This window comes from Mesobacillus subterraneus (assembly GCF_023715485.1).
In the GTDB taxonomy this organism is placed as follows: Bacteria; Bacillota; Bacilli; order Bacillales; family Cytobacillaceae; genus Mesobacillus; species Mesobacillus subterraneus_B.
This window is the reverse complement of record NZ_JAMBOF010000004.1, coordinates 1-24,718: the sequence shown is the minus strand read 5'-3', so window position 1 is coordinate 24,718 and position 24,718 is coordinate 1. Positions and strand designations below refer to the sequence as shown.

Here is a 24,718-nt window from a genome sequence, read left to right as displayed (position 1 = left end):
TTGAAATGAAATTCATAGAAAAATATAAAACAGCCTTGGTCTCCAAGGCTGTTTTAATTTGCTTTTTTAAGTACATAAGTAGAAGCCTGATTGTTTACATTAGGAATTGATTTTGCTGCCTCATGAAGTAAGTGGAATTGGGCTGCTTGCGCCTGGCTGATTGTTCCCATGCCATGCATTTTTAATGATTTTTCCAGGACCAGCATCGGTTCGAGCCCATTTGCATAATAAAGGCTCTCCCCTTCACCCGGATAATATGATTCTAGTGGTTTAAAGTTTGATATGACGTGATATTGTGCTTCACCATATAGAGAATAGCCAGCCAATACTGCTTCAAAGACAAGACCGCTCACCTCATATGTGAACCTCTCATTGTTAAAGGCCGATTGGATGGATTCAGCGATTTCTCTCAGGGAAAAACCTTGCTTTACAAGCGTGACAGCAGCTGCGGCTGCCATAGTTGCATATTCCTCATCACCGGAAAAAGCAATAAAGGCCGTATCAGGGATGAGTTCTTTTAATCTTACATTTTCCTCCATAAACTTATGATTCCCGATGTCCGTAACTACCGAAATAAAATCCTCTCTAGCGACTATTGATATAAGGCTCATAGAGTTCACTCCTTACGTTCCATCTATCTTAAACATAACCTTTTTAAGGATTATTTCAATAGGAGAAGTTGTCGATTTGTGAGAAGTTTGCTCGGGTTTTGTAGACTAGTCCGAATGGAATGGCATAAAGGGGTTTTATAGGGTTTTTGTGGAAAGCTTGATAGAGTTCGCTCTAGGGCATTATGTAGTAAAATGACTGGTGTACTTAATAGAGGAGGTTACAATAAAATTGTCTAATAAATCGTGATTAAAGGACATTTCAGCTTGGGTTTCACCTTAAAATGTCTAATAATACGGGTTTAATGTACATTTCACCGTGTCGTTTTCCTCAAAATATCTAATAAAACAGGTTTAATGTAATCTTAGAAGTGAAATTTCCATCAAAAAATCTAATAAGAGCAGACCATATGCATTCAAAAGAAAAACTGCGGCGCAAGACTCTATCAAGCATCAACAGACTAAAAACCCCCTAGATCAAAGATCAGGGGGAAAGCTTGATTATGCTTTTAGCTTGTCACGAAGAACCATTTGCAGGATGCCTCCGTGGCGGTAGTAATCGATTTCGACTTCTGAATCGAAACGTACAAGAGCTTCGAAAGTTTTCTTGTTGCCGTCTTCATCAGTAGCTGTCACTGTGATGATGTCGCGTGGGCGGACATTTTCATCAATTTGGACATCAAATGATTCTTTTCCTGTCAGGCCAAGTGTTTCTGCGTTTTCACCAGCTTTGAATTGAAGCGGCAGTACGCCCATCAATACTAGGTTAGAACGGTGGATACGCTCGAAGCTTTCAGCGATAACAGTCTTGATTCCTAATAGGTTAGTACCTTTCGCTGCCCAGTCACGGGAGGAGCCCATTCCGTAATCCTTGCCAGCGATAACCATAAGTCCTGTTCCATTTTCTTTGTACTGCATGCAAGCATCAAAGATAGACATTACTTCGTTTGTAGGCCAGTAAGTAGTGAAGCCGCCTTCTGTACCAGGAGCGATTTGGTTTTTGATGCGGATGTTCGCGAATGTTCCGCGCATCATGACTTCATGGTTACCACGACGTGATCCGTAAGAGTTGAAATCACGTGGTTCAACACCCTTTTCACGCAGGTATTTTCCAGCTGGTGTATCTTTGCCGATTGCACCTGCAGGAGAAATGTGGTCAGTCGTTACGGAATCACCGAATTTACCAACTACACGCAAGTCGTTCAATGGAGCAACTTCCCCCGCTTCAGGAGTCAAACCTTCAAAGAATGGAGGGTTAGCGATGTAAGTTGAATCTTCATCGAATGTATAAAGCGCATCGCTATTTGTTTGGATTTCGTTCCATTTTTCATTGTCGCTGAATACAGTTTCATATTCTCTGCGGAACAATTCAGGCGTTACAACACGGTGAACGACTTCATTTACTTCTGCAGTTGAAGGCCAGATGTCCCTGAAGAATACTTCGTTGCCGTCTTTGTCTTTACCAATTGGATCGTTTTGTAGATCGATGTCCACTGTTCCAGCAAGAGCGTAAGCTACTACTAATGGCGGAGAAGCCAGATAGTTAGCTTTAACTAGCGGGTGGATACGTCCTTCGAAGTTACGGTTACCGGAAAGAACTGAAGTTACAAGCAAGTCGCTTTCGGCCACTGTCTTTTCAATTTCTGGTCTTAACGGACCGGAGTTTCCGATACATGTCGTACATCCGTAACCAACAAGATTAAATCCAAGTGCCTCAAGGTAAGGAAGCAATTCTGAATCACGAAGGTATCCTGTAACAACCTTTGATCCTGGTGCCAAAGAAGTTTTTACGAACTTAGGAACTTCCATTCCAAGCTCTACTGCTTTTTTAGCAACAAGGCCTGCACCTACTAGAACGTATGGGTTAGATGTATTTGTACAGCTTGTGATCGCAGCAATTGCGATTGCACCAGTTTTCATTGTGGTTTTGTCACCATTGTTGAATTCAACGACGGCTTCTTTATTAATTTCTTTCTTGCCAAGACCGAATCCCTGGTTCCCAGCTGGTGCAGTCAATGCTTCTTTGAAGGATTTCTGCATTTCTGAAAGTGGGATCAAATCCTGAGGGCGCTTAGGGCCAGAAAGGTTTGGCTCAATTTCAGACAGGCTGATTTCAACAACATCCGTATAAACTGGTTCAAGAGCAGGGTCGAAAAATAATCCGTTCTCTTTGCAGTATGTCTCAACCACTTTAATGTGATCTTCTGGGCGGCCAGTTAAACGCATGTAATCGAGCGCTTCTCCGTCTACCGGGAAGAATCCGCAAGTTGCGCCGTATTCAGGTGCCATGTTAGCAACAGTCGCACGGTCAGCTAATGGAAGTGATACAACTCCAGGACCGAAGAATTCGACAAATTTGCCAACAACGCCTTTGCTGCGGAGAACTTGTGTCACTTTAAGTGCAAGGTCAGTTGCAGTTGCGCCGTTCGGCATATCGCCTACTAATTTTACCCCTACTACTTCCGGAACCGGGAAGTATGAAGGCTGGCCAAGCATTCCAGCTTCAGCTTCGATACCGCCTACGCCCCATCCTAGTACACCGATACCGTTGATCATTGTTGTATGTGAGTCAGTACCCACCAATGAATCAGGGAAAGTTTCAAATTCTCCATTAGCATTCTCTACAGAATGGACAACGCTTGCAAGGTACTCAAGGTTTACCTGATGTACAATACCTGTTGCAGGCGGTACAGCGCGGTAGTTATCGAATGATTTCTGAGCCCAGCTTAAGAACTGATAACGCTCAGCATTACGCTCGAATTCAAGTTCCATATTCACATTAAGTGCGTCTGGAGTTCCGTATTTATCAACCTGTACTGAGTGGTCGATAACTAGGTCAACCGGCTTCTCAGGATTGATTTTGTCTGGATCTCCACCCAAGTCTGCCATTGCTTTTCTTAAAGACGCAAGGTCAACGACTGCAGGTACACCAGTGAAGTCCTGAAGGATGACACGTGATGGCTTGAACGGCACATCAATTTCCTGTACTTCGCTTGTTCCCCATTTTGCTAGATTTTCAACATGCTCTTTAGTGATTACAAAGCCATCATGCTGGCGCAGCACGGATTCAAGCAATACTTTTACGGAATAAGGCAATTTAGAAACATTGCCGATTCCAGCATTTTCAAGTGCTGCCAGGCTATAGTAATGATAGCGTTTCCCGTCAATTTCAAATGAACTGCGGGCGTTAAAAACATCTTGGTTTGACATATGTTTACCCCCTTCTTTTACGTAAACATCATAAACTAAATATAAGTAATTGTCGAAAAGTTTGAATTTTGTTCGTTATCCTAACTTTTCTCACAATTTCATATTAATATAACTATCTATATAAGTAAATAACAAGAAAGTTATTGTCCTTGATAAGTTTTGCTTATGCTTTTTAGCATTAACATGATAAAAACTAGTTAAATGCTTTTATTTTAAAAAAAGAAAGGCCATCGTTTACTTTTTGTTTTTTAGAAAAGCTATTTCACAAAAATGAAATAGCTGGATTGAGGATCGGTTTATGGGAGAAAATATGGCAGATGGAGGTGAAATGTATGGCGAAAAGAAAAGCAAACCATGTCATCCCGGGTGCGAATGCAGCAAAAGCACAAGGAAAGGGTGCTGGATTCAATGAGGAAATGGCGAATGAACCTTTAACAGAGATGGAAAAACAAAACAACAAAAAGCGTAAAAAGAATCAATAAAGAACAAAAAGCGCAGGCGCATGGACCATAAATCAATAGACTAATCTTCAAAGAAAAAGACTGTAGACAGGCTCGATATTCATCGAGCCTGTCTACAGTCTGAAGCGGAAGGTGTTCCTTCCGCTTTTCCGCTTACTTATTCCATGTTTACCTCATTCACGATGCTGCGAAGGTCCTGCTGGAATCTTTCTAGCTGGGCCCGCTGGTGCTCCGATGCATTTTCTAAGGCATTTTCGATTTGCTGGAATGCTTCATTTACTTCATTTTTAAGATGCTTTAGCTGGTGGCCGTAGCTCGCGCTGTCTCTGACGATTTCAGAATACAATCCCTGTGCATCTTCGAACCCTTGCTGAGCTGCCTGGAATGCTTGCTGTTTATCTTTATGATAAGGCATGTGTGAATTCCTCCTGATGTATTAAAGCTATACCGTTAAATTGCTCATTTCTATATAAATTATTCAGTATAAATTCTTCGGAAAATCAAATCCTAATTACAGGAGGGATGAGCTATGAACAAAAACGACTCTAAAGATATGCGCAAAAACGCCCCAAAGGGTGACCAGGACAGCCAGCCTGCTCCATTAAGCGGTTCTAAAAAAGTGAAGAACCGAAACCATACACGCCAAAAACACAATTCGGGCCACGATATGTAAAGATTTAAGGGCTGCCAGGTTCACTGGTCAGCCCTTAAAATTACTTTAGTTGTTGAAGAGCTGCTAGAATTTCTGTTTCCTCTTCAGCAGATACAGTACGGAGGTCCATATGGACTTCTTCTTTTTGAATTCGGACAATGATGGCCGGGCTGTTTTCCGTCCGCAGCATCCTGGCAATTTGTTCGGCGCTCAGACCAGGATGTGCCATTGACGCTATAAATGCCGGCAGCTGCACATCGGGCATCGTTCCTCCACCTACTTGGCTGGTCCCCTGTATGATTCTTGCCTTTAACCCGCCATCGATAGCATTTATCTTTTGGACAAATTCCTCTGTCCTCATCTTTAATTCATCTAAAGGGACGAGCAAGTCTCTCAGTGCTGGGATGTTAACCCTGCCTTTCTCTCCTCTTAAATAATCCAATAATGTTCCTTCCAATGCAGCCAGTGTCATTTTATCTACGCGGACTACTCTGGCAAGCTGGTGCTTCTTTAATTTATCAATCAAAGCTTTTTTTCCTGCAATAATACCCGCCTGTGGTCCGCCAAGCAGTTTGTCACCGCTGAAGGAAACGATGTCAGCCCCCATTTTCAACACATCCGACACAACGGGTTCATCCCCAATACCATGCTTTTTAAAATCATAAAGCACCCCGCTGCCGAGGTCTTCGTAAAAAATCACCTGGTCATGCTTGCTTGCGAGTTGTGCCAGCTCTTCCGTCTCGACTGTTTTGGTGAAGCCGAAAATTTTAAAATTGCTCGTATGAACCTTAAGGATCATGGCAGTATTTTCATTAATTGCATTCTCATAATCATGTAAATGAGTTTTATTTGTGGTGCCTACTTCTATAAGCCCTGCTCCGCTTTCCTCCATAATAGAAGAGATTCGGAAAGAACCGCCTATTTCAACTAGCTGTCCGCGCGAAACGATAACTTCTTTGTCTTTTGCAAAAGCGCTGAGGATGATAAAGACCGCTGCAGCGTTATTATTCACTACCATCGCTGCTTCAGCTCCTGTAATCTCCTTAACAAGAGCTTCTACATGAGAGTGGCGTGAACCGCGTTCGCCTTCATCCAGCTTATATTCCAGGTTGGAGTAATTCCTAGCAGTATCTACTACATGGCGGATTGCGTTCTCACTCAATCTCGCCCTTCCAAGATTCGTATGAAGGATTGTGCCTGTTGCATTGACGACTCTTTTTAGAGTGTAGTCCAGCTGTTTGTCTGCAGCTGACTTAGTCAAATTAAATATTTCATTTATAAATAATTCTGTTCCGGGATCATGTCCATCCCAGCTGTCTTTTATTAAATCTTCTCTGATTTTAGCCAATACGCCCTTAATGACTTCGGTAATATGTTCAGCGTCTGTTTCCTGCTGTTCAGCTATTTCCTTAAACCTATCATCATTCTGCAGTTCATGCACTGCAGGCAGCTGCCTTAAGAGATGTTTCATTCTTGAACCCCCACCTCGATTAAACATTGGTTAATTATATCATTATTGTACATTATAAAGTTTTTCAATCCAGTGAACCTGGACATTATTCGCGGGCATTAAAAAAGCCAGGCTGTATGCCTGGCATTAATTCAATGCTTCCATTTGCTTAATGATCTCATCTGTATCAGGAAATACACCTGTATCCAATTTTGAATAGATCATCTGATCATTAACTGATACTTCAAACGCACCTTTTGAAGCAGGCACGAGTTCCATTTTTTCAATCAAGCTGCGAAAATGAGTAAATAGCTCTTCCGCGAAACTCGCGGCTTTAGGAGCATAGTTTCATTGCATACAAAATTGGACACGTACTTGAAATTTTTCCATTGTAGAATCCCCCTTTTAAAGCTTCTATATGTATTTACTGTCATTTTAGTGTATAGTCAATTTCGTTGCAAATAATAGTTGCTTAAGGATGATTTTGAAAAAAAGAAAGAGTATACTTCTTTTGAGGTGATAAAGTTGAGCGAACACGAAAAAATCCGTCTGACATCATTGTCAACAAAAGCTGGCTGAGGCTGCAAAATCAGTCCAGAGGACTTGATGCAAGTTTTGCGTCTATTGCCTGTACAGGAACCAGTTCCTGAACTGCTAGTCGGCCATGAAACGTCCGATGATGCAGGCGTATATAAACTGACCGAAAGTATCGCCCTGATCCAAACGATTGATTACTTTACCCCAATTGTAGATGATCCTTATATGTTTGGCCAGATTGCCGCTGCAAATGCACTCAGCGATGTGTATGCGATGGGCGGCGAACCAAAAACCGTCCTGAATATAGTCGGTTACCCAGTGAAAAAACTTGGCCCAGACATTCTTGCTGAGATCTTAAGGGGTGCCAGTGACAAGGTGAAGGAAGCTGGCGCAGTGACCGTTGGCGGTCACTCAATCGATGACCAGGAACCAAAATTCGGCTTGTCGGTGACCGGTCTTGCGCATCCGGATAAAATCTGGAAAAATGTCGGTGCCTTACCAGGAGATGTCCTTGTGCTCTCGAAACCAATAGGCGTCGGAATCATGACAACCGGCATCAAACGGAGTGCGGTCAGTCCAGAACAAGAACAGGAAGTTACCGAAACCATGGCACTTCTGAACAAGTCTGCGGCTGAAGCATTGCAAGGCTTCACACCACATGCTGTTACGGATGTAACCGGCTTTGGCTTGCTGGGACATGGAAGTGAAATTGCCCGCGGCAGCGATGTCAGCTTTGAGATCGCCCTATCAAAGGTTCCTGTACTTGACGGAACGTATGAGCTGGCTTCAAAAGGAGTCGTACCAGGAGGTTCAAAATCGAACCATAAATGGCTGATTGATGATGTTGATTATGAAGATATATCTGCTGAAGAGCAAATTGTCCTATGCGACGCTATCACATCAGGAGGATTGCTAGTTTCCCTGCCTGAAGCTGAAGCTGACCAATATGTGGAGGCTTTGAAGGCACAGGGTTTAATCCATGCTGCCGTAATTGGTAAGGTAATCGAAAAGAAAGACAAGTTAATCTATGTAAAAAGGTGAAATCAAAATGATTTCACCTTTTTAATGTCCTATTTAAGCTTTGTTCGTAATTTATCGAGCATATCTGCAGTCATGCTGGACATGTCATACTTTGCCTTGAAACCCCACTCAGCAGATGCTGCTGATGCATCAATAGAGTTAGGCCAGCTGTCGGCGATTGTCTGGCGTACGGGATCGACATGATAAATCATTTCAAATCCGGGGATATGCTTTTTGATTTCAGCTGCCAGTTCCTCAGGATCAAAGCTCATTGCTGTAACGTTAAATGCGTTACGGTGAATCAGCTTAGCTGAGTCCGCCTCCATTAAATCAATAATGGCATCTAGTGCATCAGGCATGTACATCATGTCCATGTATGTCCCTTTATCAATATAGGAAGTATAAGTCCCGTTTTTAATTGCTTCGTAATAAATTTCAACTGCATAATCTGTTGTTCCGCCGCCCGGAGGTGTTACATAGGAAATTAAGCCTGGGAACCTTACTCCTCTTGTATCGACTCCAAAACGGTGGAAATAATAATCTGCCAGCAATTCGCCAGCTACTTTGTTGACTCCATACATCGTCGTCGGTCGCTGAATCGTATCCTGTGGAGTATTGTCCTTTGGAGTACTAGGGCCAAATGCGCCGATAGAGCTAGGTGTGAAGAATTGGCAATTCAATTCCCTGGCTGTTTCAAGTGCGTTCATCAGTCCGCCCATATTGAGGTTCCATGCAAAAACAGGCTTGGTTTCAGCTGTGGCCGAAAGAAGCGCCGCCATGTGCATGATTGTGTCGACATGGTATTTGCTTGCAATTTCACCCATTGATTTTGCGTCCATAACATCAAGAATTTCAAAAGGACCGTTGGCAGCGGCTTCTGAATCTGTCTTTCTTATGTCAGTTGCGATCACATTATCCCGGCCGTAAATTTCACGTAGTTTGCCTGTCAATTCTGAACCGATTTGACCCAAAGCTCCGGTAATCAAGATTTTTTTCATTATATGTACTCCTCCCGGTTGATCCTTTAAAAGGACTGCCGGCTTGAAGACCAAACCGGCAAGTCAATTTCTGTTAGATAATTCCTAGTTCCTTGCCAACTTTTTCATAGGCAGTGATTGCTTGATCCAGCATTGCTTTCGTATGAGCAGCAGATGGCATGTTCCTTACACGGCCTGTTCCGCGCGGCACTGTAGGGAAAACGATGGATTTTGCATAGACACCCTCATCGTTCAGCCGCTTGCTGAATTCCTGGGTCTTAACTTCATCGCCGATAATGCATGGAGTGATTGGTGTCTCTGAATGTCCAATATCAAAGCCCAGCTTCTGAAGTCCTTCCTTCAAGTAGTTTGCATTTTCCCACAGGCGCTCATTTAATTCCGTGCTTTCTGTTAAAATCTCAACTGCTTTTATACTGGCAGCAACATCTGCTGGCGTAAGTGATGTTGAGAATAGAAACGGACGGCTTCTTACCTTCAGCCAGTCAATCAGGCTTTGTTTGCCGGCAACATATCCGCCGACTACGCCGATAGCCTTTGATAAAGTCCCGATTTGGAAATCAACTTTATCAGACAGTCCGAAATGCTTCACCGTTCCAGCACCTTCGCCCAGAACCCCAGATCCGTGTGCATCGTCGACATATGTAATCAAGTCGAATTCTTCTGCTATTTCCACGATTTCAGGCAATTTTGCGATGTCGCCATCCATCGAGAATACTCCATCAGTAATGACCATGATTTTATTGTATTGGCCAGATTCCGTGGCTTCTTTTGCCTTTGCTCGCAGGTCATCCATGTCCGAATGGTTAAAGCGGATGATCTTTGCCCTCGACAAGCGGCAGCCATCGATAATGGAAGCATGGTTTAATTCATCAGACAGGATAGCATCGTTCTTGTCCATTACTGCAGAGATTGCAGCCATATTGCACATGAATCCGGATTGATAGGCAATCGCCGCTTCTGTTTTCTTGAACTTCGCCAGCTTTTCCTCAAGTTCTACGTGCAACTTGAGTGTACCGTTGATGGTCCGGACTGCTCCAGCTCCTACCCCATATTTGCTGATCGCTTCGTCAGCAGCCTTCTTTAGCCTTTCATCAGTTGCTAGCCCGAGGTAGTTATTAGAAGAGAGGTTGATCAATTCCCTTCCATTGATGGTGATTACTGGTCCATTTGGGCTTTCGAGAGGGTCGATTACATTATACAAACCCTTTCCTTTCAAATCCTCTAAGTTTTCATTTAAAAATTGCTCTAATACTTTGCTAGACATCGTAAATCCCCTTTCTGCCGTAAAAGCGGCATGTCATTATAATGGATACAACTGTCTTTTTGGAGAGGACAACAATTTCATTCCTGCTTCCATGTTTAATGTAGTGTTCACAAAATATACTTTATCACATTTGATTCCTTTGTACATCTATGAAGGACAGAAAACGCTTACTTTTTTTGTTGGCTTAGTTTTCCCTTTTTCTAAAAGAAAACTTCAATAAGAGCTATATTTTTAAAGAAACAGGTTTGATTGAATAGATTAGGGTATAGAAAAGGGAGCCAGTCTGCAAGGAAGCAGGTTTTGGCGGGGGAAGTGAAAATTCGAGTTTGGTACATAACGATCACTCCCTCCTTATTTCATAGAAATAGATACTGAAAATGGGAGGCTAATAATATGAAATATCCATTGCATGTAACATCCGAAATTGGAGAATTGAAATCTGTAGTACTGCACAGGCCTGGCAAGGAAGTTGAGAACCTGACGCCCAAATATTTAGAACGCCTGCTTTTTGATGATATTCCTTATTTGCCAGCAGTGCAAAAAGAACATGATTATTTTGCCGATGTGCTTAGAAACCGCGGTGTTGAGGTTCTTTACTTGGAAAAATTAATGGCCGAATCATTGAGTTCGGATGAATTGCGTACTGAGTTCATTGATCGCTTATTGAACGAAAGCAAAAGGAATCTGAATGGATCCAGGAAAACAGTCGAGGAATACCTTCATTCTTTTACCACTGAGGAAATGATCCCAAAAGTAATGTCCGGAGTTCTCAAATCTGAAATCCAGGCAGAGAAAAAGATTCATTTGCATGAGCTCCTCGAGGACTACTATCCCTTCTTCCTTGATCCAATGCCAAATCTATATTTCACACGAGATCCAGCAGCGGTGATTGGCGATGGCATTTCGCTTAATAAGATGTGTGAAGGCGCTAGGAAAAGGGAGTCGCTTTTCATGGATTTCATTATTAACCATCACCCAAGGTTTTCGGGCTTCGATATCCCACACTGGTATGACCGTGATGAATATTACCCGATAGAAGGCGGCGATGAACTTGTCCTTAGCCCTGAAGTAATTGCGATAGGTGTGAGTGCAAGGACCTCGGCTCAGGCAATTGAAAAATTAGCAAAAAGAATTTTCTCGCGGAATGAGACGATAAAAAAAGTTGTGGCGGTTGAAATACCTAAATTAAGAGCCTATATGCATCTGGATACCGTTTTTACCATGGTTGACCATGAGAAGTTCACAATTCACCATGGTATTGAAGGACCAAATGGCAAAATGAAGATATATATCCTTGAACAAACTAGTGATCCGGAGAGTCTTGCAATCTCGGAGCGCTCCAATTTAACAAAAACATTGAAGGAAGTTTTGAATTTACAGGAACTTGTATTAATCCCATGCGGTGGCGGACATGAAATTGCTGCAGCGCGGGAGCAATGGAATGATGGATCCAATACATTGGCCATCGCACCAGGCGTTGTTGTCACCTACGACCGCAACTATGTTTCAAATGATTTGCTAAGGAAAAATGGTGTTGAAGTTATCGAAATACCAAGCTCTGAGCTTTCAAGAGGCCGTGGCGGCCCGCGCTGTATGAGCATGCCAATTTACCGTGAAGATATTTAAAGAGACAAGAAAAAGCAGTCCTGCGATGGACTGCTTTAGTTACGTTATCTAGGTAGTTGCCAGGTAGCTTTGTAATTCTTTGATCAGTTGTTCAGCACCTTCACGGCTTAAAACGACCTTGCCATTCGCGAGTGTAAAATTATCATTGCTGATGGTACCAGTAATGATGCATGTCTGGTCCGGCTGATATTTCTTCAGGATGATCATATCTTCATCAACAAAAATCTCCAGTGGATCATTCTCCCCTATGCTGAGCTTTTTCCTCAATTCCATTGGAATCACGACCCTGCCCAGCTGATCAGTTTTCCTGACAATTCCAGTAGCTTTCATATTTGCATCCTCCCCTGCTAAATAATAAATGGGATGTGGATGTATAATCTGTGAATCGATTCTCGCCCAATACAATTAAATCAAAACGATACATATTTTTACATTTTAAATATGTATCGTTTTGCATTTTATGATTGCTTCTTTCGGATCTAATAAGCTTTTGCCCAAAGAACCATTTCATCGGCTTCTTTGCCGCAGCACACGCATTTATCCCCTACTTTTTCCTGCTCGAATGGTATACAACGCGATGTCGCTGTTGTTTCTTCTTTGATTTTATCTTCACAAGTCCTGTCACCACACCACATTGCTTTTATAAATCCTGTTTCTTTTTCCAGAAGCACCTTGAATTCTTCGAGGTCTAAGGCAACATTTGTTTTACCTTCCCGATGTCTTTTTGCTTTTTCATAAAGGCTTCGCTGGATGTCCTCAAGCAGGTCTGAAAGCTTTGCTTCTAATTCGTTGATTGCAACGAAGATTTTTTCGCCTGTATCTCTTCTGGCAAGTACCACTTGCCCTTTTTCGATATCCTTTGGACCGACTTCCAGCCTGACAGGAATCCCCTTCATTTCGTATTCATTGAATTTCCAGCCTGGCTTCTTATCACTCGCATCAATACCTACGCGGGCGACTGCTGAAAGTTTCTCTTTTAAATCATAGGCAAAATCGAGAACCCCTGCTTTATGCTGTGCAACTGGCACGATCATAACCTGGATTGGCGCCGCTTTTGGAGGGATGACGAGTCCCCGGTCATCGCCATGAACCATAATCATGGCTCCAACCACTCTAGTGGTAAAACCCCAAGATGTTTGCTGTACATACTGGAGCTGGCCGTCTTTATCCGTGTACTGAATTCCGAATGCCTTGGCAAACCCATCTCCTAAATGATGTGATGTTCCAGTCTGAAGAGCTTTACCGTCATGCATTAAGCTTTCGATCGTGTAAGTAAGCTTTGCGCCGGCGAACTTTTCTTTAGCCGTTTTTTGCCCCTGTACAACTGGTATCGCCAGAATGTTTTCGCAAACATCAGCATATACCTTCAGCATCTTTACTGTTTCCTCAAGCGCTTCTTCATCAGTGGCATGGCAAGTATGTCCTTCCTGCCATAAAAATTCGAGTGTCCTTAGGAATGGTCTTGTCGTCTTTTCCCAGCGCACAACATTTGCCCACTGGTTATAAAGCTTTGGAAGATCACGATAAGAATGAATGATATTCTTATAATGCTCGCAGAAAAGCACTTCCGATGTTGGTCTCACTACAAGGCGTTCAGTCAGTTCCTCTGAGCCGCCATGAGTGACCCAGGCAACCTCCGGAGCAAATCCTTCGATATGATCCTTCTCTTTCTGAAGCAAACTTTCAGGAATGAAAAGTGGCATATAAACATTTTCATGTCCAGTTTCTTTAATCCGGAAATCCAACTCATTCTTAATATTTTCCCAAAGTGAGTAGCCATATGGACGGATGATCATGGATCCTCTAACACTTGAATAGTCTATCAGTTCTGCTTTTGTTACTACATCCGTGTACCATTGCGCAAAGTCATCTTCCATTGATGTTATTTCTTTTACAAATTCTTTAGCCATGTCTGCACCCCATCATTTTTAAAATAGCTGTTTAATTGTCGAGAAAACACAAAAAGGCCTTGATCCCAAAAGGGGCCAAGGCCTGGCGGTACCACCCTAATACATAAAGCATTGCTTTATACTCTGCATGATAACGGAACTGATCCGCCGTGATCTTCAAAACATCCGATCCGGAACTCGGAGGCAGGTTCAAATGGGTGCCAATAGGAGCTTTTCAGCATTCAGCTCCCTCTCTTAAATGGCGGTGTTCCAATTTACTGATCCTCGTCAACGTCACTATTTTTTGATGATTATATATAGAAATTATATAAATGTCAATTTTTACTTGAAAATTCATATTTTTTATATAAAAGCTTTGTTACTGTTGATTTCCGCTCGGGTCACTCGCTTTCCGCGGGAAGGTTTATGAAAACCAAAAGCAAATTTTTCCTATGACGTCCGGTGAGCCTCAATTAAGAAAAGGCTAAATCCTATTTTAAGGATTCAGCCTTCTTTGTATTATTTATGGTGAAATGGGCATTTGCCTTCAATAGGCTTGCTGTCGTCACCGATAAAATACATTTTCCATTCCCTATGTTCCGGGTCGCCGTAATGACTGATGTTTGGGTGTTTTGGAAGATTATCCCATTTCTCTACCCGCTCTCTTACCTTTTCACGTGACATAATTCCGCCCTTAGATGTTCCTTCAAGTCCTTCGAAAATTCGGCGGGGCTGGAAACCAAGAACAAGACTGTTTCCTAGATCTCTTGTTTTTCGTTGTTTATACGCTGGGGCGTTCCCAAAAGCAAAGAACGGTTCACCAGCAAAAGAGAATGCCCATAAATGATGGTCTGGATCTGTTGGATAGTCTGCAGGCCATGGCTGCGTGTCTTTTTGATGTAAAAACTGAAGGATATTCCAAAAGTTTTCACGGTAATATTCGATCGTTTTTTCTTCCAATTCGGGTTCGACGAACACAAATAATCCGTGCCTGATGAGCGGTTTGGATTCATCAAAAAGAGCAATGAATTCTTCAATGGCACCTGGAAGTTGATCCCAATTGTCCCTGCTGATATATGAATAACGTAGTTCCCCTTTTTTCTCGGCAGTCATCCCAAAGTAGCAAGGAAACTCTCTGTCAGTAACGACATCTCGAAAATTTTTATATTCATTTATTACCCATTCAGGCACAAGTTCAGGATTAACCATATCTTCCTTGGTAAACAAATAGCTATTGGTAACTTTCATTTTCCACACCTCAAATTAGTTAGTTGGTTAGTTACCATTTACCCTATCCATCTATTAATAAACAGTTTGGTTTGTGTATTAAGCCCTATATAAAAATCAGCCAGACCATCTAATTGCTTTATTATTGGGTTTTAGACAGTATGACCGTGAATTTAAAACCTTAAATTGCCAAAGTCTACACTAATTTTATTAAGGCTGCTTTCGTAGTCATTTTTGTTTTTATGAAAGGACATTAATGAAAATGAATGTAGCACACTCTCCCTCCTTCCTAAAAAAACTAGTCTAAAGTCAGAGATTTTAGTATGATTAGGGAATGTGATTGTTAACTAATGTAATAAAAATAGATTGAAGCGAGGATTTTTAAAATGAGTTTATTGAACGTAGAAAATTTGAGCCACACTTTTGGTGATCGCACCCTTTTCAAAGATGTCTCATTCCGCCTTTTAGCAGAAGACCATGTTGGCTTGGTCGGCGCTAACGGTGTCGGCAAGTCGACATTAATGAATATCATCACCGGTCAATTAATCCACGACTCTGGTAAAGTTGAATGGACACCTGGAGTGGAATATGGATATTTGGACCAGCATACTGTACTCACCACCGGTAAGACCATTCGCGATGTCTTGCGTGATGCCTTCCTTCCTCTTTTTAAAAAAGAAGAAGAACTGAATGAAGTTACTGGCAAAATGGCAGACGCTTCTCCTGAGGAATTGGAAGTATTGCTTGAACAGATGGCAGAAATCCAGGATGCACTTGACGCTGGAGGATTCTATTCCCTTGATATGGAAGTCGAGGAAGCTGCTCGCGGACTGGGTCTGGATGCAATTGGAATTGATCGCGATGTGTCTGCATTAAGCGGTGGACAGCGTACAAAGGTGTTGCTTGCCAAGCTGTTGCTTGAAAAGCCGAAGGTCCTCCTGCTTGATGAGCCGACGAACTATCTAGATGTCGAGCATATCCAGTGGCTGACTAAATATTTGAAAGAATATCCATACGCTTTTATACTGATTTCCCATGATACTGAATTCATGAACCAGGTTTCCAATGTCATTTTTCAACTGGAATTTTCAAAATTGACACGATACACCGCAACCTATGAAAAATTCCTTGAACTTGCTGAAATAAATAAAAACCAGCACATCAACGCTTATGAGAAACAAAAGGAATTCATCAAGAAACAGGAAGATTTCATCGCGAAAAATAAAGCCCGTTATTCTACAACTGGCCGTGCGAAGAGCCGCCAGAAGCAGCTTGACCGGATGGAACGCATTGACCGCCCGGAGACGGCACTAAAGCCTACTTTTGAGTTCAAGGAATCTCGTGCGAGCAGCCGTTATGTTTTTGAAGGTACTGACTTCGAAATCGGTTATTCTCACCCGCTTCTTCCAAAGATGTCAATCACCATCGAACGTGGTGAGAAGATTGCGATTGTCGGCATGAATGGTGTCGGAAAATCAACATTATTGAAAACGATGCTGGGTAAAATTCCGGCTCTTAGCGGAAAAATCGAACGTGGTGACTTCCTCTTCCCTTCATATTTTGAACAGGAAGTAAAGGCAGACAACATCACCCCAATCGATGATCTTTGGAACGAATTCCCAAGCCTTGACCAGCATCAAGTGCGTGCAGCTTTAGCGCGAAGCGGCTTGAAAAACGAACACATTTCTCGTCCTCTCAACCAGCTCAGCGGTGGAGAACAGGCTAAGGTCCGCCTCACTAAGCTGCTGATGCACGAAAGCAACTGGCTTGTATTTGACGAACCGACAAACCATCTTGACATCACCGCAAAAGCTGAATTGAAGCGCGCATTGAAAGCATATAAAGGTACAATCGTCCTTGTCAGTCACGAACCTGATTTTTATGAAGATTGGGTAACAAAAGTTTGGAATGTTGAAGAATGGGCGGAAAAAGCATAATTATAGATCGTTGATGGAACCTGTCGGCCCTGCCGGCAGGTTTTATTTTATATTACCCTATTTTGGCAGTCGAAGAAAAAATCGGAAATAATCGTCAAATAGCATTCGAAGAAAAAAAGGCGACAACCGCAACTTACTAAAAAAATTTTCTTATTGCTTTACTATAGCCAATAACTACAGCAGAAAAATATTCAACATGTAATTAAAACGGAATTTTTGTGAAAGCTATTGAGTTATTTCTTGTTTATTGATAAATTTTATAGTATCTATAAAATAAATTTATAACGGGTGATCATACTATGAAAAAACTAATTGCGCTATTTAGCTTATTAATGATTTTTAGCCTCGCTGCATGTTCTGAAGAAGGAGAAGATGCCGGTCAAAAGGACTCCAAAACAGAAACCATTAAAATCGGTGCCATTCCGGACCAAAATGCTGCTGATCTCAACAGGAGCATGGAGGATTTTGCGCAGGATTTAGGAGAAAAAACAGGACTGAATGTTGAGTACGTCCCTTCTGTTGACTATTCAGCGCTCGTAACTGCCTTTGGACGCGGTGAAATCCATCTTGCCTGGTTTGGCGGCCTTACTGGTGTTCAGGCAAGAGATTTAGTCCCTGAAGCAGAAGCCTTCGCCCAGAGGCCCATCGATGAAAAATTCAAATCTGTTTTCATCGCCCAAAAAGATATCGAGATTGATAGCCTTGAAGATTTAAAAGGAAAATCATTTACGTTCGGCAGCGAGAGCTCTACTTCAGGCCATTTAATGCCCCGCTATTTTATGATGGAGGCTGGGATCAATGCTGACAAAGATCTTGATGGAACTCCAAATTACTCCGGCTCACATGATAAAACCTATAAACTTGTTGAATCAGGAGCATTCCAGACAGGCGCATTGAATATTTCCGTCTGGGAAGCAGCTGTCAAAGAAGGTAAGGTCGATGAGTCCAAAGTGAAAGTTTTCTATACTACGCCTGAGTATTATGACTATAACTGGACGGTCAACAAAGTTGATGAGGAAACGAAAGAAAAATTGAAAGAAGCAATCCTCTCCATGACTTCAGGAGACAATGAAGTCATGGAGTTATTGCAAACTGATAAATTCATAGAAACCAAGAATGAAAATTATGAAGCAATTGAAAAGGTCGCGAAAGAACTTAAGATTATCAAGTAGGTGGAACATATGCCAGAAATTATCAGCCTTAATCAAATATCAAAGACCTACGAGCGGAAGATAGCCTTATCTTCCCTTTCTTTTTCTGTTAATAAAGGGGAGTCAATTGCTCTTATTGGACCGAGCGGTGCCGGGAAAACAACTTTGTTGAATATAATGGCATCCATTCTTACGCCGGATGAAGGCGAGATCTTTATCGATGGCAGCCCTTTGTCTGATTTTAAGGACCAAAGGAAAAGGGCGAAAAAAATCGGTGTCATTCGCCAACAATTTGATCTGGTTGGCGAGCTTCCGGTAATCCATAATGTCCTTGCAGGCCGGCTTTCGGATTGGGGAGTATTTAAATCGCTTCTATCTTTTTTAATTCCTCAGGATAAACAATACGCAGTGAAAGCGTTAGAACGTGTCGGACTGATGGATAAATTATATGACCGCACCTCCATTCTTTCTGGCGGTGAGCAGCAGCGTGTTGCTCTTGCCCGTCTGCTAGTCCAGAATCCAGAAATTATCCTTGCCGATGAACCAGTCGCCTCACTTGACCCTGCACGGGCGGAAGATATCCTTGACCTTTTGGCTAATATTGCAGTAGAAGAAAAACAGACGCTGATGGCAAGTTTGCATTCCGTTGAGTATGCGAAAAAGTATTTTGATAGGATCATAGCCCTGAAGAATGGTGAAATCTTCTTTGATCTTCCAGCCGCTTCAGTGACTGATGCTCATATCGCAAGCTTGTATAAACTAAAGGAGCAGGCTTGATATGGATAAAAGCTGGTTTACTTTTGATCTCCATAAGCGAAAAATTCTTACGATGATTCTTTTGCTAGTTTTTATCTTAAGTTTGTTTTCGGTCGAGTGGAACAGCAATTTGATTCATAGCGGCGGGTTTGAAACTGCCAAACAAATTTTTGTAGCTCTCTTTCAGCCTGATTTATCAACCGACATCCTGTTGCTGGCAGTAGAAGCAAGCTGGTCTACCCTTTCCTACGCAACAGCGGGCATGAGTTTAGCAATTTTTATTGCTTTTATATTTGGGATACCCGCATCAGGCGTTTTGGCCGAAAATGCAAAAACAAAAAGGATTATGAGATCCTTTTTCAGAGGGCATTTAGGATTCATGAGAGCCATTCATGAACTTGTTTGGGCATGGCTTTTTGTAGCCTCAATCGGCCTATCGCCTTTTGCTGCTATTTTTGCACTCGCTATTCCTTATGGTGGAATACTTGGGCGGATATTTGCCGATATGCTGGAGGACGTTCCTCGTGAACCGATATTGGCCCTAGAAGCAGCAGGTGCATCACGGCTTCAAACGTTATGGTATGGTTATCTTCCAATGGTGAGGACTAGTATCATAAGCTATGCTATGTACCGCTTTGAGTGTGCTGTTCGATCTTCGGCAATCATGAGTTTTGTAGGGATTGGCGGTCTAGGATACCAGATTCATCTTTCCCTGGATGACTTGCATTACAATGAAGTGTGGACATTCGTGTTCTTTTTAATCTTCTTAGTTATCATTATTGATGCATGGAGTAACCAATTAAGAAAGAGGCTGGTACGATGACCGTACGTAAAAGACGAAAAATTACCTTTGTAACCGCCTCTGTTTACGCTTTGCTCCTGCTGGCTGCTGCTTCGTGGCTGTCAATCTTCTCGTTTGAGAAAGCTAGTTTGACCACTCTTTTTTCGGAACAAAACCTTTTGCATACGGGTAAGTTTTTCAAAGGACTTTTTGGCATAGGTGAAGAAAACCCTGCATTTTTCAGTAAAGAAAGCTGGGAAAATGCATTTAACCTTACAGTCGAAACACTAATAATGAGTGTAATGGCCACAGGGTTTGCGACAATCGCAGCTTTCTTAACGGTTGTTCCCGCGGCAAGGAATGTGGCCGATGGTTCGTTAACTTTGGCAAAGAAATGGCATGGATGGATTTCATTTGGCATCATCAGAGGGGGGTATATTTTTTCCCGTGCTGTACCAGAGCTTGTCTGGGCAATGATCATTATCTTCATTTTCAAACCTGGAATATTGCCAGGAGCAATTGCACTTGCGCTTCATAATTTCGGGATTTTGGGAAAGCTTTGCGCAGAGGTGATTGAGGACCTCGAAACCCGCCCAGTCCGCAATCTTGCGTCGTCTGGAGCCAGCCGCGTGCAGATTCTACTATATGGTGTTCTGCCAGCTGCACTTCCCCGCTTTTTGACATATATTCTCTACCGCTGGGAAGTGATTATGAGAACTACCATTGTCGTAGGCTTCGTTGGAGCCGGCGGACTTGGACAGCAATTCAAGCTCAGCATGAGCTTTTTTCACTATACGGATATCACTCTGCTGCTGGTGTTTTATCTAATCCTAGTGTTCGCAGCTGATTTTATTTCAGAAAAAGCGAGATATTTGATTAAATAACTTTTTCGTTTTTATGTTTTTCGATTAAGCATTAATTCCTGATTCTTATCGTTTTGAACTCTTTCGAGCTGTTCCTGTAATTAAGAGTTATTAAAACAGTAATAACTCATAATCCGATTTATACTTTTGAGTGTCAAAGTATACGAAAAGTACCAATTAAAAAATCCGGCCTTATGCACTGGGCCGGATTTTTCTCTATAATATATCAATTTTGTCTAACCCATTCTCTAGAAAGTATTTTTCATAACGTGCCTTTAGCTGGAAAAGCCGATTTATTTTTTGTTCAATCGAAGCATTGATATCGATTTCACGCTTCAAATCGATCGTGGCAAGCTTATGTGTCAGCTGGTCCCAGAATACCTCTTCCTCATATTCGTCTATAATTGACTCAACAGTATCTTTCAGATTTTCTGAAAGATAATAATAGTCCTCTTCCTTATCAAAATATATTTCGTCCCCCGCTTCAAAATCCTTGGCCAATGAAAAAATATATTGCTCCAAACCTTCTGCTTTACTCACCAATTCATGGTCAGCCTCCGTCATTCCAAGCGGCCAATTACCAAGCTGCAGCAACTTTACCAGTGTTAAATATTGATCTTTCGAAAGGTCAATCCTCATATATACCTCCCCTTTCATATGCTTGTTTCATGTATATGACGGAAGAGGTGATGAATTTCCTAATTATACTTCCAGAAAAAATAAAAACGGCAAGCCCTCGGTCTTTGGCTTGCCGATATCTATTATGAATTAGTTACTAATACTGATGGCTTCCTCTATAAGCTGGATATCTTTATAGATTTCCTTTTTTAGTCCTTCATCCTCACATTGTGAGTACTCATCAAACAAACGCCCCAGTTCCTTAATAAATATCAGATGCTCTTCGACTGCAACCATACAGAGACCCCTTTACACAGAAGATGACCAGTGGCTATTGTAGTGGATTTCTATTTCTGTTGACCAGAATATTTACCCGTTTTAAAGAAAATAAAACTAGAATCTTTCAATTAGGCTTTTTTCGTAAACTTTGTTGCTTTCACAGCCAAAAGTAAAAATCGGTAGTTGGATTTTTACGAATTTTAATGTGTTCCCATTTCAGAAACCACCTAGAAAGAAGCTCGAGGTGAAAACCTATGCGGGTTTAAACTTAATTCGAAAAACAACAGTCTATGCGAAAACAGCCTCAAATTAGTATATTGTCCTTCTGTCCAACTTATGACAGCACAATTGATTTGTTTACAGTCCTTATCTTTTAGGGAAGTAATAAGGAGATACATACTTAATCAGGAGGAATACACATGTGGATTCAAAAACCATTTTTCAAATATGCTTCTGGCATCATTTTAGTTCTTGTCATTATCTTTCTTTTTGGGAAAATCGACTACTTCGTCTGGCCGCTGCAAAACTTCATTTTAGCCATATTTTTCCCGGTCTTGATTTCGGGGCTAATCTATTATATTTTGAGGAAACCTGTACGCTGGCTTGACCAGTTCATGCCTAAAGTAGTTAGCATACTGGTCGTTTTTGTGGTTGTTGCTGGATTGTTTACTGCCTTTTTCTACTTTGCAGGATCACTTGTTGGAGAACAGGTCAGCGGATTGTCAGCAAACTTTCCGGATAGGATTGATGAAATAACAAAGGAATCTGAAAAGGTCATTAAAGAAAATCAGCTAGGATTTGTGGATGCAAATGAAGTTAAACAAAGGGCATTGTCTTACCTCAGTAAAGTGTCTCAAAATCTCGGAGAGAATATCATGACTATCTTTTCATTGATTACAAGTATTGCAACGGTGTTGGTCGTTGTGCCTTTTCTTGTATTTTTCTTTTTAAAAGATGAAGAGAAACTCAGACCATATATTATTAAGTTAATTCCGAATGAACATGAACAAGAAGGCAATAAAATTCTTAAGGACATTGATAAAACACTGTTCACATACGTAACCGGCCAGTTCATCATAGCCCTCGTCGATGGAATTCTTATGTATATTGGATACAAAATTATCGGGTTAGAGTATGCATTGCTCCTTGCGATCTTTGCGATGTTTTTAACAATTGTTCCTTTCCTTGGTCCAATTATAGGTGTTATCCCTGCTTTGTTTGTCGCACTGGCGACTAGCCCATTCATGATGCTGAAGGTGCTGATTGTCCTCTTAATCGTACAGCAGCTAGAAGGTAATCTTGTTACACCACAGGTTATGGGTAAAAAACTGAACATCCATCCGATTACAGTAATATTGTTATTGATAGCGGCCGGTTCGATTTATGGCTTTATCGGTATCCTTATCGCTATACCGTTGTATTCGGTTGTTAAGATCATCATTAAGGATGTGTGGAAATTTTATAAACTCCGCCAGAAGGAAAATTTTATTAATCCTGAAGTTTAATCAAAAAGACGGCCTGCATTTTTGCAGGCCGTCTCTTTTTAGTTGGCATTTACCCCTCCGTCTTCTAAACCTTCAAGAATCAAAGGTCTCACTGATGCATCTGTCAGCAGGCCGCTGTGGCTTACTCCGCTGATTTGAAGGTTTTTCGCACCGTCAAGAATTGAACTTGTGTATGGATTGATGACTGTGTCTGCACTGCTGTAAACAGATGTATATTGGATGACCGCTGCGGGGTCGCTTCCATTTGGAGTTTCATCAATACTGTTTAAATCATTCAGGAATGGACTTCCTGGAACCATTTCACGCGCACCCTCAGTAAATAAACCGAAATAAGAGGAAGTTGTTCCGTGGTGTGGCGATCCCAAGGTGACAACATCGTCTACACTTTGAGAGCCGGCAAGGTATTTAATATAGTAGCGGGTGCTTAACCCTCCCATGCTGTGTGCTACAATATCCACTTTCGAAGCTTTTGTCTGTCTTAAGACATTCTTGATAAAGGATTGTAATTCATAGGCATTATTAATGCTGCTGCCTGTTGTATTGGAATATTGGATCGCGTACAAATGGCTTGATTGCCAACCCTGGCTAATAAGCCATTGCTTCATATTATCAAAACTGGATGATGAGCCCGTGAACCCATGTACGAAAATGACAGGATCTTTGTTTGAAGCTGCAGGAACTCTCTTAGCTGCGTCTGCTGATGAATAAACAGATAGAATCAAGGCAATCGATACTGCGAAAATCGTAAATCCCCTAATTATCTTCATTAATAACCTCCTAATGATTTTATCTATAAAATCATATGGGAGCGTTTTCATAAAATTCCTTTTGATTGATTATTTTTTTAATTTAACCTTGCCTTCCTTCCTCGATTGGTAAATTTATGAATAAACATATCCCTTTTCGGACATTCTATTTTGGATTTATATTTAAGGAGGATAAGCCAATGAAATTTCTTACATTCAAGCTGGTTCTTTTTGCTTCCGTACTTTTATTCACTGGATGTGGTACTTATACTGATGAGGGAGCGCAAATCAATCGCGTAAACGATGGTGGGGCGCAGATTCAGAATATTCACCAGGAACAGCGGTTCAATTCATATAATGAAACCTATCGAATGCGTGCGGATAAGGAGGTTAATGAGCAAGTCGAAATGCTTAAGGAAGTACAAAGTGCTACGGTTATTACGACTCACCGGAAGGCGTATGCAGCAGTTGTTCTGGAAAATGGTGACACAGATGGGTTTCCTGAAGATGTGCGGATGAAAATCTCGGAGCAAATCAAGTCCACTGATGACACGATTTCTGAGGTATATGTTTCAACGAATCCGGACTTTGTCGTACGTATGACAGATTACAGCGAACAACTTGAAAGCGGCAGGCCCATCACAGGATTAGCTGAGAAGTTTAATGCAACTATCGTGAATGTTTTTCCTAAAGCTCAATAGGTCTTGATGAAATAATGTTTTTCCTGAGATAACCCCATTCGGTTATCTTTTTATTTATTTCTGAATAATACCAATCTTTATCTATTTTGATAAAAAAGGTGCAGGGCACCCTAAATTAGATTCCGAAAACCATAGGATTGAACAAGACCTGGCAAGAAGTGATATGACGTTCATCTCCCATGGCGGAGAAGTACCAGGCAATTCATAAATAATTAAAAGGCTGCGGTATAATAACCGCAGCCTCAGTTTGTAGACAAAAGGGGTTCGGAATGCTCTTATTCCGAACCCCTTTTTGGATTTCATCGGATTTTTCAAAGGAAATAGACTCTCTTTGCTTTACTTTTAGGCCATTACTGGACTTCTCCATGTCCAGTTGGCCATCTTCTTCAAGTTCAAGGCAGCGAAAGTAAGCATCGCCTGCATCGACAATTTTTTAAGT

At 41.7% G+C, this 24,718-nt stretch carries 23 protein-coding genes, 1 pseudogene and 1 other annotated feature; of the genes and pseudogenes, 11 read left to right on the top strand and 13 right to left on the bottom strand.

Going from position 1 to position 24,718, the window contains the following annotated elements; genetic code table 11:
* Window positions 1-53: 53 nt before the first annotated feature.
* Window positions 54-611 (bottom strand): hypothetical protein, encoded by a 558-nt coding sequence (locus M3204_RS06770; RefSeq protein ID WP_251480015.1) that lies wholly within the window; start codon window positions 609-611, stop codon window positions 54-56.
* A gap of 498 nt (window positions 612-1,109) precedes the next feature.
* On the bottom strand, window positions 1,110-3,818 hold the full coding sequence (gene acnA, locus M3204_RS06765) for an aconitate hydratase AcnA (RefSeq protein WP_251480012.1): 2,709 nt from the start codon (window positions 3,816-3,818) through the stop codon (window positions 1,110-1,112).
* A 332-nt stretch (window positions 3,819-4,150) separates the two neighbouring features.
* On the opposite strand from acnA, the gene sspO reads away from it, so the two are divergent.
* Window positions 4,151-4,300, top strand: a complete 150-nt coding sequence (gene sspO, locus M3204_RS06760) for a small acid-soluble spore protein O (RefSeq protein ID WP_251480009.1) — start codon at window positions 4,151-4,153, stop codon at window positions 4,298-4,300.
* A 136-nt stretch (window positions 4,301-4,436) separates the two neighbouring features.
* Here sspO and M3204_RS06755 read toward each other — a convergent pair whose 3' ends face one another.
* Window positions 4,437-4,694, bottom strand: a complete 258-nt coding sequence (locus M3204_RS06755) for a hypothetical protein (protein ID WP_079509096.1) — start codon at window positions 4,692-4,694, stop codon at window positions 4,437-4,439.
* A 114-nt stretch (window positions 4,695-4,808) separates the two neighbouring features.
* Between M3204_RS06755 and M3204_RS06750 the strand changes: the two genes are divergently transcribed.
* A complete protein-coding gene (locus tag M3204_RS06750) occupies window positions 4,809-4,952 on the top strand; it encodes a small acid-soluble spore protein P (protein ID WP_079509097.1) in 144 nt (47 codons plus the stop codon).
* Between the two features lie 40 nt (window positions 4,953-4,992).
* On the opposite strand, the gene selA is transcribed toward M3204_RS06750, so the two are convergent.
* Together selA and M3204_RS06740 are read right to left on the bottom strand one after the other, a co-directional pair.
* Window positions 4,993-6,402: an L-seryl-tRNA(Sec) selenium transferase gene (gene selA / locus M3204_RS06745; protein ID WP_251480006.1), complete on the bottom strand. Its 1,410-nt coding sequence runs from the start codon at window positions 6,400-6,402 to the stop codon at window positions 4,993-4,995.
* A gap of 126 nt (window positions 6,403-6,528) precedes the next feature.
* Window positions 6,529-6,717: pseudogene (locus M3204_RS06740) on the bottom strand (Rdx family protein); the annotation flags it as partial.
* Between the two features lie 189 nt (window positions 6,718-6,906).
* Between M3204_RS06740 and selD the strand changes: the two are divergent.
* Window positions 6,907-7,959 carry a selenide, water dikinase SelD gene (gene selD, locus M3204_RS06735; protein WP_285856812.1) on the top strand — a complete coding sequence of 351 codons (1,053 nt, stop codon included), beginning with the start codon at window positions 6,907-6,909 and terminating at the stop codon, window positions 7,957-7,959.
* 29 nt (window positions 7,960-7,988) lie between these two features.
* Here the strand turns inward: selD and M3204_RS06730 are convergent, their stop codons facing one another.
* Both M3204_RS06730 and M3204_RS06725 read right to left on the bottom strand, forming a co-directional pair.
* Entirely contained in the window at window positions 7,989-8,936 is a 948-nt protein-coding gene (locus M3204_RS06730) for an L-threonine 3-dehydrogenase (protein ID WP_251480000.1), read from the bottom strand.
* A 73-nt stretch (window positions 8,937-9,009) separates the two neighbouring features.
* A complete protein-coding gene (locus tag M3204_RS06725) occupies window positions 9,010-10,200 on the bottom strand; it encodes a glycine C-acetyltransferase (protein WP_251479998.1) in 1,191 nt (396 codons plus the stop codon).
* Window positions 10,201-10,593: 393 nt separating this feature from the next.
* Between M3204_RS06725 and arcA the strand changes: the two genes are divergently transcribed.
* Window positions 10,594-11,826: an arginine deiminase gene (gene arcA / locus M3204_RS06720; protein ID WP_251479996.1), complete on the top strand. Its 1,233-nt coding sequence runs from the start codon at window positions 10,594-10,596 to the stop codon at window positions 11,824-11,826.
* Window positions 11,827-11,874: 48 nt separating this feature from the next.
* Here the strand turns inward: arcA and M3204_RS06715 are convergent, their stop codons facing one another.
* The 3 genes from M3204_RS06715 to M3204_RS06705 all read right to left on the bottom strand — a co-directional run bounded on the left by M3204_RS06715 (window position 11,875) and on the right by M3204_RS06705 (window position 14,963).
* On the bottom strand, window positions 11,875-12,156 hold the full coding sequence (locus M3204_RS06715; protein ID WP_251479992.1) for an AbrB/MazE/SpoVT family DNA-binding domain-containing protein: 282 nt from the start codon (window positions 12,154-12,156) through the stop codon (window positions 11,875-11,877).
* Between the two features lie 149 nt (window positions 12,157-12,305).
* A complete protein-coding gene (gene proS / locus M3204_RS06710) occupies window positions 12,306-13,736 on the bottom strand; it encodes a proline--tRNA ligase (RefSeq protein WP_251479988.1) in 1,431 nt (476 codons plus the stop codon).
* Between the two features lie 67 nt (window positions 13,737-13,803).
* Window positions 13,804-14,016, bottom strand: a binding site (T-box leader).
* 218 nt (window positions 14,017-14,234) lie between these two features.
* On the bottom strand, window positions 14,235-14,963 hold the full coding sequence (locus M3204_RS06705; protein ID WP_251479985.1) for a YqcI/YcgG family protein: 729 nt from the start codon (window positions 14,961-14,963) through the stop codon (window positions 14,235-14,237).
* Between the two features lie 365 nt (window positions 14,964-15,328).
* Between M3204_RS06705 and M3204_RS06700 the strand changes: the two genes are divergently transcribed.
* The 5 genes from M3204_RS06700 to M3204_RS06680 all read left to right on the top strand — a co-directional run bounded on the left by M3204_RS06700 (window position 15,329) and on the right by M3204_RS06680 (window position 20,451).
* The gene (locus M3204_RS06700; protein WP_251479982.1) at window positions 15,329-16,879 is read left to right on the top strand and encodes an ABC-F family ATP-binding cassette domain-containing protein; all 1,551 of its coding nucleotides are present in this window, start codon (window positions 15,329-15,331) and stop codon (window positions 16,877-16,879) included.
* Window positions 16,880-17,178: 299 nt separating this feature from the next.
* Complete coding sequence (locus tag M3204_RS06695) at window positions 17,179-18,051, top strand: putative selenate ABC transporter substrate-binding protein (RefSeq protein ID WP_251479978.1); 873 nt, start codon at window positions 17,179-17,181, stop codon at window positions 18,049-18,051.
* A 9-nt stretch (window positions 18,052-18,060) separates the two neighbouring features.
* Entirely contained in the window at window positions 18,061-18,807 is a 747-nt protein-coding gene (locus M3204_RS06690) for a phosphonate ABC transporter ATP-binding protein (RefSeq protein ID WP_251479976.1), read from the top strand.
* A gap of 1 nt (window position 18,808) precedes the next feature.
* Window positions 18,809-19,609: a PhnE/PtxC family ABC transporter permease gene (locus M3204_RS06685; protein WP_251479974.1), complete on the top strand. Its 801-nt coding sequence runs from the start codon at window positions 18,809-18,811 to the stop codon at window positions 19,607-19,609.
* A complete protein-coding gene (locus tag M3204_RS06680; protein WP_251479971.1) occupies window positions 19,606-20,451 on the top strand; it encodes a PhnE/PtxC family ABC transporter permease in 846 nt (281 codons plus the stop codon). Before M3204_RS06685 ends, M3204_RS06680 begins: the two co-directional genes overlap by 4 nt.
* A gap of 195 nt (window positions 20,452-20,646) precedes the next feature.
* Here the strand turns inward: M3204_RS06680 and M3204_RS06675 are convergent, their stop codons facing one another.
* Together M3204_RS06675 and M3204_RS06670 are read right to left on the bottom strand one after the other, a co-directional pair.
* A complete protein-coding gene (locus M3204_RS06675; RefSeq protein ID WP_251479969.1) occupies window positions 20,647-21,069 on the bottom strand; it encodes a hypothetical protein in 423 nt (140 codons plus the stop codon).
* 129 nt (window positions 21,070-21,198) lie between these two features.
* Entirely contained in the window at window positions 21,199-21,345 is a 147-nt protein-coding gene (locus M3204_RS06670; RefSeq protein ID WP_251479966.1) for a hypothetical protein, read from the bottom strand.
* Between the two features lie 401 nt (window positions 21,346-21,746).
* Between M3204_RS06670 and M3204_RS06665 the strand changes: the two genes are divergently transcribed.
* A complete protein-coding gene (locus M3204_RS06665) occupies window positions 21,747-22,832 on the top strand; it encodes an AI-2E family transporter (protein WP_251479964.1) in 1,086 nt (361 codons plus the stop codon).
* Between the two features lie 38 nt (window positions 22,833-22,870).
* Here M3204_RS06665 and M3204_RS06660 read toward each other — a convergent pair whose 3' ends face one another.
* Window positions 22,871-23,599, bottom strand: a complete 729-nt coding sequence (locus M3204_RS06660) for an esterase/lipase family protein (RefSeq protein WP_251479962.1) — start codon at window positions 23,597-23,599, stop codon at window positions 22,871-22,873.
* A 179-nt stretch (window positions 23,600-23,778) separates the two neighbouring features.
* On the opposite strand from M3204_RS06660, the gene M3204_RS06655 reads away from it, so the two are divergent.
* Complete coding sequence (locus M3204_RS06655; protein WP_251479960.1) at window positions 23,779-24,279, top strand: YhcN/YlaJ family sporulation lipoprotein; 501 nt, start codon at window positions 23,779-23,781, stop codon at window positions 24,277-24,279.
* The last annotated feature ends 439 nt before the right edge of the window (window positions 24,280-24,718 follow it).

Bases quoted from the DNA above. Each gene is read 5' to 3' on its own strand.
- M3204_RS06725 (WP_251479998.1), bottom strand. From the start codon at position 10,200: ATGTCTAGCAAAGTATTAGAGCAATTTTTAAATGAAAACTTAGAGGAT.
- M3204_RS06695 (WP_251479978.1), top strand. From the start codon at position 17,179: ATGAAAAAACTAATTGCGCTATTTAGCTTATTAATGATTTTTAGCCTC.
- selA (WP_251480006.1), bottom strand. From the start codon at position 6,402: ATGAAACATCTCTTAAGGCAGCTGCCTGCAGTGCATGAACTGCAGAAT.
- M3204_RS06690 (WP_251479976.1), top strand. From the start codon at position 18,061: ATGCCAGAAATTATCAGCCTTAATCAAATATCAAAGACCTACGAGCGG.
- M3204_RS06750 (WP_079509097.1), top strand. From the start codon at position 4,809: ATGAACAAAAACGACTCTAAAGATATGCGCAAAAACGCCCCAAAGGGT.
- M3204_RS06705 (WP_251479985.1), bottom strand. From the start codon at position 14,963: ATGAAAGTTACCAATAGCTATTTGTTTACCAAGGAAGATATGGTTAAT.
- M3204_RS06715 (WP_251479992.1), bottom strand. From the start codon at position 12,156: ATGAAAGCTACTGGAATTGTCAGGAAAACTGATCAGCTGGGCAGGGTC.
- M3204_RS06665 (WP_251479964.1), top strand. From the start codon at position 21,747: ATGTGGATTCAAAAACCATTTTTCAAATATGCTTCTGGCATCATTTTA.
- M3204_RS06770 (WP_251480015.1), bottom strand. From the start codon at position 611: ATGAGCCTTATATCAATAGTCGCTAGAGAGGATTTTATTTCGGTAGTT.
- M3204_RS06700 (WP_251479982.1), top strand. From the start codon at position 15,329: ATGAGTTTATTGAACGTAGAAAATTTGAGCCACACTTTTGGTGATCGC.
- M3204_RS06660 (WP_251479962.1), bottom strand. From the start codon at position 23,599: ATGAAGATAATTAGGGGATTTACGATTTTCGCAGTATCGATTGCCTTG.
- M3204_RS06680 (WP_251479971.1), top strand. From the start codon at position 19,606: ATGACCGTACGTAAAAGACGAAAAATTACCTTTGTAACCGCCTCTGTT.
- M3204_RS06685 (WP_251479974.1), top strand. From the start codon at position 18,809: ATGGATAAAAGCTGGTTTACTTTTGATCTCCATAAGCGAAAAATTCTT.
- proS (WP_251479988.1), bottom strand. From the start codon at position 13,736: ATGGCTAAAGAATTTGTAAAAGAAATAACATCAATGGAAGATGACTTT.
- sspO (WP_251480009.1), top strand. From the start codon at position 4,151: ATGGCGAAAAGAAAAGCAAACCATGTCATCCCGGGTGCGAATGCAGCA.
- M3204_RS06675 (WP_251479969.1), bottom strand. From the start codon at position 21,069: ATGAGGATTGACCTTTCGAAAGATCAATATTTAACACTGGTAAAGTTG.
- acnA (WP_251480012.1), bottom strand. From the start codon at position 3,818: ATGTCAAACCAAGATGTTTTTAACGCCCGCAGTTCATTTGAAATTGAC.
- M3204_RS06670 (WP_251479966.1), bottom strand. From the start codon at position 21,345: ATGGTTGCAGTCGAAGAGCATCTGATATTTATTAAGGAACTGGGGCGT.
- M3204_RS06755 (WP_079509096.1), bottom strand. From the start codon at position 4,694: ATGCCTTATCATAAAGATAAACAGCAAGCATTCCAGGCAGCTCAGCAA.
- M3204_RS06730 (WP_251480000.1), bottom strand. From the start codon at position 8,936: ATGAAAAAAATCTTGATTACCGGAGCTTTGGGTCAAATCGGTTCAGAA.
- arcA (WP_251479996.1), top strand. From the start codon at position 10,594: ATGAAATATCCATTGCATGTAACATCCGAAATTGGAGAATTGAAATCT.
- M3204_RS06655 (WP_251479960.1), top strand. From the start codon at position 23,779: ATGAAATTTCTTACATTCAAGCTGGTTCTTTTTGCTTCCGTACTTTTA.